Origin of the sequence: Porticoccus hydrocarbonoclasticus MCTG13d (assembly GCF_000744735.1) — a bacterium.
GTDB lineage: Bacteria > Pseudomonadota > Gammaproteobacteria > Pseudomonadales > Porticoccaceae > Porticoccus > Porticoccus hydrocarbonoclasticus.
In genome coordinates this window covers 2,102,495-2,114,441 of sequence record NZ_JQMM01000001.1, presented here as the reverse complement: position 1 = coordinate 2,114,441, position 11,947 = coordinate 2,102,495, and the positions used below count along the sequence as shown (strand labels likewise).

Here is an 11,947-nt window from a genome sequence, read left to right as displayed (position 1 = left end):
CTATTGCCCTGTGGTCAGATAAAACACATCGAGAACGGTATTTGTTGCATCCATGACTCTGAAAATACGATCATCAATTTGTCGCAGCGACGTGCCATCCAGTGATCTGGGTAGCCGTCCCAGTAGATCCTCTGGCAGGTCCCGGCTCATCAAATAAAGTTCGCGATCGAGAACTTCACCCCGTGCAACCTTCTTCTGCCAACCCGGTGGCAGTTCACCACCGTGTTCCAGTTTTTTGCGCAAACCGGGGGGCAGACTTTTCTTCTTCACGCCGCCCTTGTCCTCGTCGCCAGAATAATCGCGGCGCAGGTACTCGCCGAATACCCGCTTTTCGGTGTCGTTAAACAGCGCATTGGCCATTACCCGGGTAGCCAGACCGACCGACTCTGGGGTGTCGCTGTAACTGACGGGGGGCATTGCCAGCAGTCCGCCGAGCAGAATAATTGATAATTTATTGATTCTCATGAATTTTTCCTTGATGGAAGTTCTGGTCAATCATTTAATGCCGGACTCGGTAAGACGATTGTCCTCACAGCGGTGCACTTCGATGGTCAGATGTGAGAGCCAGTTAAAGTCGGCCAGTAGTGATCTGTAATAATCCGTGGGTCTGGGGTGGTGGGTGACAAGGGATATAATCGCCGCGTAGTCGTGCTCACTGATCTTCCAGATATGCAGATCCGTGATTTGATTGTCGGCATCCTCTTCAATGGCCCGGGTAATTTTTTCCTGATAGTAATCGCTCATGCCGCCGTCCAGTAAAATCGGACTGGATTGCCGGATCAGGCCGATTGCCCAGTAGGTGATAATCGCTGCACCGACAATTCCCATCACGGGGTCCAATGCATACCAGCCGAAATACTTGGCCGACAATAACGCGAAAATGGCCAATAACGAGGTGAGAGCATCCGCCAGTACATGCATATAGGCGGCATAAAGGTTTTGGTCGCGATGACCTTCGCCAGTCTGCTGATGCGTATCGTCACCGTCCTGGTGCTGGTGTGAATGATGATCTTTTAACAACAGGGCGCTGATGATATTGACCGCCAGTCCCAACACAGCCACCGCGATAGCGGCATCGAGTTGAATCAGCTGTGGAGATGCCAGTCGCTGTAGCGACTCGACCAGCATCATCAGGGCGACAACTGCCAGCGCCACTGCACTGGCAAAGCCCCCCAGCACACCGACTTTGCCGGTACCGAAACTGAAGGCCGGATTGTCGGCATGTTTCCGAGCATAGCGGTAGGCAAAAATCGTAATCATAAAGGCGGCCACATGGGTGCCCATGTGCCAGCCGTCTGCAAGCAGGGCCATTGAACCAAATACCGTACCGGCAGTGATTTCCGCTACCATCGTGACGGCAGTCAGTATCAATACATATTTGGTGCGGCGCTCGCCATGGGCGTTTGCCGTGGAAAAGTCGTGCTGGTGTTGCCAGCGATGTAAGTGTTCCTGGTGCATAGGAGAAATCAATTCGTCAGATTGGCTAGATTACTGCGGAGCCGACAGGCTGAATGCCCCTCGGATTTCACCCAGTTGATAGCCTGTCGCAGCGTCGTCCGGGTAATGATTTTTCAGTGCTTGTGCAACGTCTGGATCGAGCGCGCTGCCATGGCAGTTGAGGCAGAGTGGTTGAACAATCTGAGCCTTCATGTAGCGGAATCGCCCATCGACTTGTTCGGCCTGGGTCAGTTGTGCAGGCATCTCTCCTGCGGCGAGGCGAGATTCAAAGTGCAAAAGGGTATTCCGTTCCCAGTGGTCGGGTTCAGCGGATTTGTTGCGGGCCTTGAGACTGACCCGCTTGACGGACCAACCGGTTTCCCGGTTCAGTCGGTTGGCTATTTCCGGTGCCGCTGTGGCGCAGACGCTGATGGCCTCCACCGGGCCACCGGTCTGGATTGCCTCCAGCAGGCGTGGCTGCAATGAGCCGGCAAACTGTTTGACGATGTTTTCCGCTTGCTGTTCGAGTGTTGATGCAGAGTCTCCGCCCGCATTTATCAGCGCGGGCATCGTGATAAGGGCACAAAAAAATACACTCCGGTATATTGCCTTGCAAGCCATGGGTGTGCTCCATTCAAAGACACAGTTATCCGTCCCAGTTTAGCTTAACTGATCTGGTCGTCCAGAGGCGCGGGTAAATGTGTTGACCGTTATTTAAAAAAGGTGAGGGGCTCTAGCTTAATCTGAAAAAACGTTTAGCTGTCACCGTGGTTTGCTCGGCGATAATGGTAGCCGGTTGCTGTCGGCATCTGGCAACTTGCTCCAGTACCCAGGGCAGAAAAGCTGGCTCATTGCGACGTTTTTTTGGTCGCGGTTGCAGGGTTCTGGGCAGTAGAAAAGGAGCATCAGTTTCCAGCATCAGCCGGTTGAGTGGGATGCTGCTCACCAGTGCCTGAAGTTGCTCACCGCGTCGCTCATCACAGATCCATCCCGTGATGCCGATATGCAGGTCCAGATCAAGATAGTTGAACAGCGCCTGCCGATCGCCGGTAAAGCAGTGGATCACGCCGTCCGGCAGCTCATCGCGGTAGTTCTTGAGGATCTCAAATTGTCGCTGGTGGGCATCCCGCTCGTGCATGAAAACCGGCAGTTGTAATTCGATAGCCAGTTCCAGTTGTGCTTCAAAGACCCTTTCCTGGTCGCTGGGTGGGGAATAGTTGCGATTGAAGTCGAGCCCGGTTTCCCCAATAGCCACGACCTGGGGTGCCTCAGCCAGCGAGCGCAGCTGAGTGCCTGTCTCGGCGGAGTACTGCTTTGCCTCATGGGGGTGGACGCCGCAGGTGCTGTAGAGCATGTCGGGGAAGTCGTCGCCGGATTGTTGGCAAAGGCTGAGCACTTGCTCACTCTCAGCCAGATTTGTGCCAGTCAGAATCAGCTGGGTAACATGGGCATCCAATGCTCGCTGCAGCACACTCTGCCAGTCATCCTGAAAGCAGGGGTTGCTCAGGTTTACCCCGATATCGATCAGTGGTGTGCTGTTTGGTGTGTCATTCATAGCCGGTGTTGTTTTTCTTTTTCCGAGAGGATGCGCGCTTCACTTTCCAGGTGATAGGCATAGATCATGGAAAAGGCCAGCACGTTTTGAACGTAGTTGCGTGTTTCCAGAAAGGGAATTGTTTCAATCCATGCATCGAAGGGCAGTGACCCCTGGCTTTTTTTCAACCAGCTGCTGACCCGATGGGGACCAGCGTTGTAGGCGGCTGTGGCAAGAATTCGGTTGTTTTCAAAGCGCTCTAACATTTCCCGGTAATAGCGACTGCCCAGAGTAATATTGATCTCCGGCTCAAACAGCTGGTGGCTGCCACGGTAGCTGATGCCGTGTTTGCGAGCCGTTTCCCTGGCCGTTGCCGGCATCAGTTGCATTAGCCCCTTTGCCCCCGCACGGGATTGTACATCCTGTGCGAGTGCACTTTCCTGGCGTGCTACGGCAAACAGCAAATGTACGGGAACGCCGGTCTTGTCGGCATGACTGTAGAACGCGTCCTTGAAAGCAAGAGGGAATCTCAGGTTGATATCATCCCAGAATCCGGCGCTGATCATGCTGGTGATAGCTCCGTTGTGCCACTGCCAGCTGCTGGCAATATGGGCTGCGGTAATCCACTGCTGTTCAGTGAAGTTGCGTGTGGTGTGATACCACTCCCGACGGGCGGCGAGGTAATCTTCGTGAAAGACGAATTCCCGTGTTCTGAGAATTCCTGGTTGTTTTTCCAGTTCAGCGATGACTGTCGGAGAAACGCGTGCTTTTTTGAACGCCATTGAATAGCCATTGGCAGCCCATTCACTGGCAAGAAAACCGTAGAAACTGCGACTGCGGGACAGTACCTGATAGGCGCTGTTTTGCTCCGGTGGTTGTTTGGCAGTGTGGTTGAGATCTGCCGCCCGGGCCCGCCAGTATAGCCAACGATCAGTCTCACGGAGCTGGAGCGGCATACGCTCTATCCAGGTGAGAACACTTTGCCAGTCCGCCTGACTGATAAATTCCCGGGTCCGCCATTCCAGTAGGGATGGATCAACAATGTCGAGATAATCAATCAGATAGTTGTCTGCAATATCAGGGTGTTCCTGGTTATAAAGGCCCTTGATCAGGTCGGTTACGACCTGTTTTCTTTGCTCGCTGGTAAAGGGGTGGATCTGCTGGTAATAACTCCAGTGTTTGAGAGCAGTGGTCGCATCAGTTCTTGCCAGATGAGTCAGTCCATGGGCAATGATGGCGTGTATTTCATCGCCGCTCAGTGCGTCGTTAAAATCACTGAACAATGAATAGTTGCCTATGAGTTCGTGCTCAAGATCTACCTTCAGGAAATTCTTGGCCAACAGCTGGTAGCGATCCGTCGTGAAAAAACGCTGGAGATATCTTGCCAGCCGGTGCTGGTGATTTAGAACAGCGGCCGAGTAACGATTCCAGGCAATTTCATCAGTGATATGTTGGTTGGCAATGAGATAGTCAAAAAGCGCATCACAGCCATTGGGCTGGGATTTCCCCACGCTCCAGAGTGATATGGCGTCTGACAGAAAAGGTTCCTTTTTCCCTTTGCTCAGGTGTATGAAATGGAAATAACACTGCTGTTCTGTGCTGGCACTGGCTGGTCGGTAGTAGGCGAGAAAATCCTGCTCACGCCGCTGATGATGCAAGGTGTCGAGCCAGCGGTAACGCAGTCGGTTGGCCAGGGAGCTATCGTCGTAGTTGTTGAGAAAGGTCGAAACCTCAATGGTTTTCGCGTGTCTCAATCGATCGCTTAACCATAAATATTCGATGTGTGGTTTGAGAGGGTAGTCTCCGAGGGCATTGACAAGTCTGTGAACATTGCCTTCGCTACCTCTTGCCACTGCAATTTTGGCTTCGCGGTAGAGCGCGCGCTGTTCGTCCAGGGTCGGGTTTCTGGCAAAAGAGGTACCCGGTAATAGCACGCATACTGCCAGTAAAAGGGTGCCGACGACGCTGCCATGACATTTTTTCATAAAGGTTTGGTTTGTATTCCTTGAAAGGCAAATGGGTTGAACCGCAAACATGTTAGACAGGTCTTGCGAAATTAGATACCCGGATCAATAAAAGCCTGAATGCACAGCTTATACCCGGACCGCCAGCACATCGCATTGGGAACCATGCAGCACACCGGTCGCCGTTGAGCCCAGTATCAGACTGATACCATGGCGACCGTGGCTGCCGACTACAATCAGGTCCACATGGTTGTCATTGGCAAACCGGTGCATTTCCTGGGCGGGCTGGCCGATGATCACATGTTGGCTCTCAATGGGAACTCCGAGATCTTTGCCGATGACGGCCAAACGCTGCTTCGCCTGCTCCTCCAGTTGGTATTGGACCTCGGTAAGGTCCATCGGGATGTCACCGCCGTAGGCAAACGACAATGGCTCCTGTACATGAACAAGGCTCAATTGGCAGTCACTGTTGTGAAACAGGGACTTGACTCTCTCGACCACTTGCTGTGATTCTGGAGATAGGTCCAGACCGATCAAAATGTGTTTATAGGCGGACATGAAGTATCTCCTGTAACTGGTTTATCAACGCTTTCTCAAGTATATAAGGTTGTAGCAGATAATGACCTATTTGTTAATTCTACTGATACTGGCGCTTATCATTTCACCGCTGCTCTGGTTTCGCCAGAGCCCTCGTCAGAAAATGATCACGGAGATGCGACGTCTGGCTTCGTCCCGTGGACTTCGGGTTCGACTCGTGCATGCCCCGGATGCCAGAGAGGGAGAAGGCCGCCTTGAATACGCAGGTTATACCCTGCTCTGGGTGCCAGACTCCAGTCCATCGCCATTTTCCCGGATGGAAAAGTGGCTGTTGGTTCGGGGTACCCGCCGTGGCGATCACTCACCCTGGGAGGGCTGGCAATGGTTGGGCCATGAAGCCAATGACCGGTTGCAACCCGTTATTGGGGCAGTGCTGGCGGCCCTGCCAGCTGACGCGATCGCTGTTGAGGTCAACCGTGAGGGTGTGGCCATTGTCTGGCAGGAACGCGGTGAACTGGCGGATATTGACCGGATCGATACCCAGTTGAAGCACCTCAGAAGTGCGATCCGACCCGAAGAATCTCTCAATAGATTGGCTGCCGAGTGAAAAATTACCTTGACCAAACCACCGGCGGCACATGTATATTCGCTCCCTTTCAGGCTTTCGTGGTGCCATCTGGTAGCACTTTGGGCTATCAATCTACAGGATAAACGGCTGCTTCATGGGTAAATCACTGGTTATCGTCGAGTCGCCGGCCAAGGCGAAAACGATCAACAAGTATCTCGGCAACGATTTCATTGTGAAGTCGAGTATCGGGCATATTCGCGACCTGCCTACGGGTGGTGGTAAAACGGTTGACCCAAAAGAACGGGCCAGGACTGCTGCGGCCACCCGCAAGCTGTCGGACGATGAAAAAGCAAAGCAGCGCTCCAGAAGAGCCAGAGAGCAGCTGGTCAATCGCATGGGAATAGACCCCGAGCATGGCTGGAAAGCGCGCTATGAGATTCTGCCCGGCAAGGAAAAAGTTGTCGCTGAGTTGAAAAAGCTGGCTAAGGATGCGGATCATATCTATCTCGCCACGGACCTTGACCGGGAGGGGGAAGCAATTGCCTGGCACCTCATGGAAGCCATCGGCGGTGACCCCGATCTTTATCAGCGCGTTGTCTTTAATGAAATCACCAAAAAAGCGATCAAAGCGGCTTTTGAAAAACCGGGCAAGCTTGATACCAACCGGGTAAGCGCCCAGCAGGCTCGCCGTTTTCTCGACAGGGTCGTTGGCTTTATGGTGTCGCCACTGCTCTGGAGTAAGGTGGCCAGAGGACTTTCTGCAGGTCGTGTGCAGTCGGTAGCCGTTAAATTGATCGTTGAGCGCGAACGTGAAATTCGTGCTTTTGAACCGGAAGAGTACTGGACAGTGCACGCCGATCTGGAGACCTCTGAGGAAGATCTGGTCCGCTTTGAGGTGAAGAAACAAGGCTCTGATCAGTTCAGGCCTGTCAGTCAGGACCAGACAGATGCCGCGCTGACCGGGTTGAAAAATGCTTCCTACGAGGTGATTGCCCGTGAGGACAAGCCCACTTCCAGTAAACCGTCGCCACCGTTTATCACCTCAACCCTGCAACAGGCCTCCAGCACGCGGCTTGGTTATGGGGTGAAAAAAACCATGATGCTTGCCCAGCGCCTTTACGAAGGTGGTTATATCACCTACATGCGAACAGACTCCACCAACCTCAGTGCTGATGCGGTGAGCGTCTGTCGTGACTTTATCAAAACGCGGTATGGTGCTGAGTACCTGCCTGAAAAGCCCACTATTTATGGTAGTAAAGCTGGTGCCCAGGAAGCGCATGAAGCGATAAGGCCTTCCAATATTGATATCAAGCCAGGTGATCTGGATGCGATGGAAGAGGACGCCAAAAAACTGTATCGGTTGATCTGGCAGCAATTTGTCGCTTGCCAGATGGTGCCGGCACGATTTACCAGTACTACGGTGACAGTGAAGGCAGAGGACTTCGAACTTCGAGCAAAAGGTCGGGTGACACTGTTTGACGGCTATCTGAAAGTGTTGCCTGCGATGTCCAAAAAAGGGGACGACATTGAGTTGCCTGAGATGTCCGTTGGCGCCCGGCTGCTGCTGAACAAATTGATCCCGATGCAGCACTTTACCAAGCCCCCGGCCCGTTACTCTGAGGCCTCTCTGGTCAAAGAGCTGGAAAAGCGTGGCATTGGTCGCCCATCGACTTACGCATCTATCATTTCCACGATCCAGGATCGTGGGTATGTGCGGGTCGACAATCGCCGTTTCTATGCGGAGAAAATTGGTGATGTTGTTACGGACCGTCTGAACGAAAATTTTACCGACCTGATGGACTATGGTTTTACGGCCACAATGGAAGCCTATCTGGATGAAATTGCCCAAGGCAAGTTGGAATGGAAGCAGGTGCTTGATCAATTCTATTCGGATTTCTCAGCGAAGTTGACCCGGGCTGAAGCTGACGGTGGTATGCGTCCCAATGAGCCATCGCTCACGGATATTCCCTGCCCTCAATGTGGTCGACCGATGATGATTCGCACAGGCACGACGGGGGTTTTCCTCGGCTGTTCCGGTTACAACCTGCCGCCTAAAGAGCGCTGCAAAGGCACGCTGAACCTTATCCCCGGAGATGAGGCAGTTAATGTCGACGAAGACGATGAGGCCGAATCGAGGCAGTTGATGCATCGTCACCGTTGCCCCCTCTGCAATACGGCAATGGATGCCTATTTGATTGATGAGGGGCGAAAGCTGCATGTTTGTGGCAACAACCCCGACTGCGATGGCTTTGAAGTGGAAACCGGCGTTTTCAAGCTCAAGGGGTATGAAGGTCCGCTGATTGAGTGTGATAAATGCGGTAGTGACATGCAGCTCAAGTCGGGGCGTTTTGGCAAATATTTCGGTTGTACCAACGATGCCTGTAAAAACACCCGCAAGTTGCTCCGGAGTGGTCAGCCCGCTCCCCCCAAGATGGATCCTGTCCCCATGCCAGAGCTCACCTGCGAAAAAGTAACGGATCATTATATCCTCAGGGACGGCGCATCCGGCCTGTTTCTAGCGGCGAGCCAGTTTCCCCGGCATCGTGAAACCCGGGCGCCCTTGGTTGCTGAACTGCTGCCCCATGTGAAAGAAATTGATCCCAAGTATCAGTTTCTCTTTGATGCTCCCGTCGCCGATCCCGATGGTATCCTCACCGTGATTCGCTTCAGTCGGAAAACTGGTGAGCAGTATGTCCAGTCTGAGCAAGAGGGTAAGCCCACTGGATGGAAGGCGTTTTATGACCAGGGTGTCTGGCAGGAAAAGGATGACCGCAAGGGTAAGAAGTAAAGGAGACTGCCAGTGAATCCCTTTCTGCCGGCTGTCAATCAAAAGCTCTACTTCTGTGGCTTGTTATTGCAACAGACTGACCGGGAGCTGACGTGTGTTGTCGGGCCAGCGGCAAACCTGCAGTTGGCGCTCTGCCAGTCAGCACTGTTCCAGCTCGAAGTCGCCTATCGTCTCTATCTGCGGGAGGTGGCGACTACTTATCGACATAGAGCTGCCGAGTCAATTTCATCTGTTGAGGGGCTGATTGCGGCGATGGAGTCCATTGGTCAATCACCGTCTGAGGCCGAGGAGTTGGCTAACCTGGAGGCGGATAAAGGGAGCTGGCTTGCCAACTTGCTGAATGCCCGAGATCGTCTGCTTGAGGTTCAGCCACAGGAGGTGGTCAATGCTGCGTCACCCATTGCTGTGGTGCAAATTGAGCAGGGTGAAGACAGGCATGAGTTGAGTGTTGATTTGCTCAACGAATGGCTGGAAGCTTTCCGGAGCCTGATTGAGCGTCATCGAGAGCACATGATTGAATGCTGACTGGTATTGCTTGAGCCAGACTGGGAGCTAATTTTTGTTCTCGGGTTATTAATGCCGTACCCCTCTGGTACAATGCAGGGATGTTGTTTTTGAAAACCCGATGGAATATTCAATGGCTATCTCCCTGTTTGAAATCGTAATTTTGCCCGATGGAGATGTCGCTCTGCAGCGTACTGATGAGGAGGATGCACCATTGATCAGAATCAGTTTTTCGGGAGAGGCCAAGGCGTTTCTTCAGGAGGCCAAGGTTGATGTCGCCAAAGCCATGATCGATGCCGGAATTGAAGTCTTTGAAGAGTTGGGTGCAGACAATTTTCAGATGGAAGAGGGCACCATGATCAAAAACCGGGTGCTTCACTGAGGTCAGCCTGCCCATGATGGCTCTTTATCTCGTACAGTCGGTTCGAGGCACTCTCAGGGCCTGTAGCTGGACAAATACTATTGGGGATTCGTCCGAATAACCCCGACCCCCAAGCCTTCAATAACAAAACTTTTTTCCCGCAAGTCGACCACAATGGGGAGCATCTCTTCGTTTTCCGGTTCGAGCAGGACCTCGTGGCGTTTCAGGCTTTTACCCAGGCGCTTGACGGTCACATCATCTTCAATGCGCGCGACCACAATCTGACCTTTCTGCGCATGCCCCGTTTTGTGAACAGCCAGTAAATCACCGTCCATGATGCCGGCATTTTTCATGCTCATACCATGAACACGCAATAGGTAATCCGCTCTAGGGTTAAACAGGTTGGCTCCGATGTCGAGATAGTCCTCAATGTTTTCTGCTGCAAGAACAGGATCCCCGGCGGCGACACGGCCAATCAACGGAAGGCCGGCGGGCTGCTCATCCAGCAGACGAATACCGCGGGATGCGCCCGAAATCATCTCGATCATGCCCTTGCGCGCCAGTGCCCTGAGATGCTCTTCAGCAGCGTTAGGTGATCTGAAGCCCAGCTCGGTGGCAATCTCCGCCCTGGTGGGGGGGTAGCCTGTTTCATCAATATGTTGTTTGATCAGGTTCAGGATTTGCTGTTGTCGGGCAGTCAGTGATGTACTCGCCATTCTCTAACCTCGGGATTCATCGGGATGAATTGCAGCAATTGCGACGTTGTTGTCCATATTGCTGTAAATAAATATAGCCTGTAATTATTTACAGTATAAAGTTAAATTGGTGGTGGGAAAAACTTTTTTCAACGGTATATTCTCAGGGTATCAGTATGATTGCTGCCAAAGTGAATCATGGAATCACAATGACGGCGCTTTCTCGGACATTGGAGTAGCTTATGGAAGAAATCAAAATCCCCGAAGCCTGGCGTGTTCTGCGTATTCAGTCTGAACTGGTGGATGGCATCGAGTCACTGTCAGGCATGGGCGGTGCGGTGTCTGTGTTCGGTAGTGCGCGTCTTCAGCCCGACTCCCGCTACTATCAGGAAGCCGTGGTACTTGGTGAGATTCTGGGAAAAGAGGGAGTGCCCATCATCACTGGTGGTGGACCCGGGGTGATGGAGGCAGCAAACAAGGGTTGTTATGGCACAGGTGCGACTTCCGTGGGTTTGAATATTTCCCTGCCGTTGGAGCAGAATCACAATACCTTTCAGGACGTATCGCTGGATTTCCGCTATTTTTTCGTGCGCAAATTTATGTTTGTTAAGCATGCCGTCGGGTTTGTCATATTTCCGGGAGGCTATGGCACCCTTGATGAATTATTTGAGGCTTTGACCTTGGTACAGACTAATAAAGTGCGGCCCTTTCCCATCGTTCTATTGGGGACCAGTTATTGGCAGGGCCTACTCGATTGGCTGAGGGAGACGATGTTGGAAAACGGCTGTGTCTCGGAAAGAGACTTACATTTATTTAGTCTGGTAGACGATGCTGAGAGTGCGGCAAAGATAATCCTGCAACATGCTCGCATGTTGCAGGCACAGGAGATCGCCGAATAATCCGGGCATCGAACAGTACCGTTGGTACCCTAAAAATCATCGAGCCCGTAAACAGTATCGGCATCAATGTCCGTCAATGGGTCATTCCAGTTATCAGGGATAAAGATGTCATCTGGAAAGTGACTGTCTTCGTTGCTCAATTCATATGATGCCCGCCAATCTTCGGGTTGCTCAGCCGGTAGCAGTATCAATTGCTGCCAGGTTTCGAAGTCAATTTCACTGACCTCTCCGCCAACGTGCTGGATTTCTATGGAACCGCTGTGCTCGTCCAGAGCAACAACTTCGAAAATGTCATCCTGGGAGGCGTCCTCGTACCAGGCGCCAATGACTGGAACTTGTGAAGCCATGATTTAATCCTCCTCATTAGTTCATTGAACGTATCACCAACGGGAAAAAAGTGCACTGGCTACCGGGTGTATTTCTGACGAGTGGAATAGCCGGTAAACAGGGTGAAAGTTACTTTTTTATGAGCTTTTATTTAAATAAATGATGTAACTGCCTTTCCCAGAAGGAGATAATTTCTCTCATTGATCTGAAGTGATGATTCTTTAAGTGCTGAATGTCATAACAGGTTGTTTTTAAAATGAAAAATTCGTCTAATTTGTCAGAAGGTTGACAAGTCTCCGCAGCCTTCTTATTTTGCCCCCTGCTAACAAAGGT

13 protein-coding genes are annotated in these 11,947 nt (G+C 52.1%); 5 read left to right on the top strand and 8 right to left on the bottom strand.

The window, feature by feature from the left end:
- From U740_RS10075 to U740_RS10050, 6 genes are all read right to left on the bottom strand, one after another.
- Positions 1-465, bottom strand: coding sequence for a hypothetical protein (locus U740_RS10075; RefSeq protein WP_051921426.1), 465 nt, complete (start codon positions 463-465; stop codon positions 1-3).
- Between the two features lie 30 nt (positions 466-495).
- Entirely contained in the window at positions 496-1,458 is a 963-nt protein-coding gene (gene dmeF / locus U740_RS10070) for a CDF family Co(II)/Ni(II) efflux transporter DmeF (protein WP_036860547.1), read from the bottom strand.
- Between the two features lie 30 nt (positions 1,459-1,488).
- A complete protein-coding gene (locus U740_RS10065; protein WP_051921424.1) occupies positions 1,489-2,007 on the bottom strand; it encodes a Tll0287-like domain-containing protein in 519 nt (172 codons plus the stop codon).
- Between the two features lie 163 nt (positions 2,008-2,170).
- Positions 2,171-2,992, bottom strand: a complete 822-nt coding sequence (locus U740_RS10060; RefSeq protein ID WP_036860546.1) for a TatD family hydrolase — start codon at positions 2,990-2,992, stop codon at positions 2,171-2,173.
- Positions 2,989-4,956 carry a transglycosylase SLT domain-containing protein gene (locus U740_RS10055; RefSeq protein ID WP_036860543.1) on the bottom strand — a complete coding sequence of 656 codons (1,968 nt, stop codon included), beginning with the start codon at positions 4,954-4,956 and terminating at the stop codon, positions 2,989-2,991. Before U740_RS10055 ends, U740_RS10060 begins: the two co-directional genes overlap by 4 nt.
- A 108-nt stretch (positions 4,957-5,064) precedes the next feature.
- Complete coding sequence (locus U740_RS10050; RefSeq protein WP_036860542.1) at positions 5,065-5,493, bottom strand: universal stress protein; 429 nt, start codon at positions 5,491-5,493, stop codon at positions 5,065-5,067.
- Positions 5,494-5,554: 61 nt separating this feature from the next.
- Here U740_RS10050 and U740_RS10045 point away from each other — a divergent pair, with 61 nt between their 5' ends.
- From U740_RS10045 to U740_RS10030, 4 genes are all read left to right on the top strand, one after another.
- On the top strand, positions 5,555-6,079 hold the full coding sequence (locus U740_RS10045; protein WP_036860540.1) for a hypothetical protein: 525 nt from the start codon (positions 5,555-5,557) through the stop codon (positions 6,077-6,079).
- 115 nt (positions 6,080-6,194) lie between these two features.
- The gene (gene topA, locus U740_RS10040; protein ID WP_036860537.1) at positions 6,195-8,828 is read left to right on the top strand and encodes a type I DNA topoisomerase; all 2,634 of its coding nucleotides are present in this window, start codon (positions 6,195-6,197) and stop codon (positions 8,826-8,828) included.
- Between the two features lie 12 nt (positions 8,829-8,840).
- On the top strand, positions 8,841-9,353 hold the full coding sequence (locus tag U740_RS10035; protein WP_036860534.1) for a DUF6586 family protein: 513 nt from the start codon (positions 8,841-8,843) through the stop codon (positions 9,351-9,353).
- Between the two features lie 112 nt (positions 9,354-9,465).
- Positions 9,466-9,714: a hypothetical protein gene (locus U740_RS10030; protein WP_036860532.1), complete on the top strand. Its 249-nt coding sequence runs from the start codon at positions 9,466-9,468 to the stop codon at positions 9,712-9,714.
- 77 nt (positions 9,715-9,791) lie between these two features.
- Here U740_RS10030 and lexA read toward each other — a convergent pair whose 3' ends face one another.
- On the bottom strand, positions 9,792-10,409 hold the full coding sequence (gene lexA, locus U740_RS10025) for a transcriptional repressor LexA (protein ID WP_036860531.1): 618 nt from the start codon (positions 10,407-10,409) through the stop codon (positions 9,792-9,794).
- A gap of 221 nt (positions 10,410-10,630) precedes the next feature.
- On the opposite strand from lexA, the gene U740_RS10020 reads away from it, so the two are divergent.
- Entirely contained in the window at positions 10,631-11,287 is a 657-nt protein-coding gene (locus tag U740_RS10020; RefSeq protein WP_036860530.1) for an LOG family protein, read from the top strand.
- A gap of 29 nt (positions 11,288-11,316) precedes the next feature.
- Here U740_RS10020 and U740_RS10015 read toward each other — a convergent pair whose 3' ends face one another.
- Positions 11,317-11,634 carry a DUF6763 family protein gene (locus U740_RS10015; RefSeq protein WP_036860529.1) on the bottom strand — a complete coding sequence of 106 codons (318 nt, stop codon included), beginning with the start codon at positions 11,632-11,634 and terminating at the stop codon, positions 11,317-11,319.
- Between the last annotated feature and the right edge of the window lie 313 nt (positions 11,635-11,947).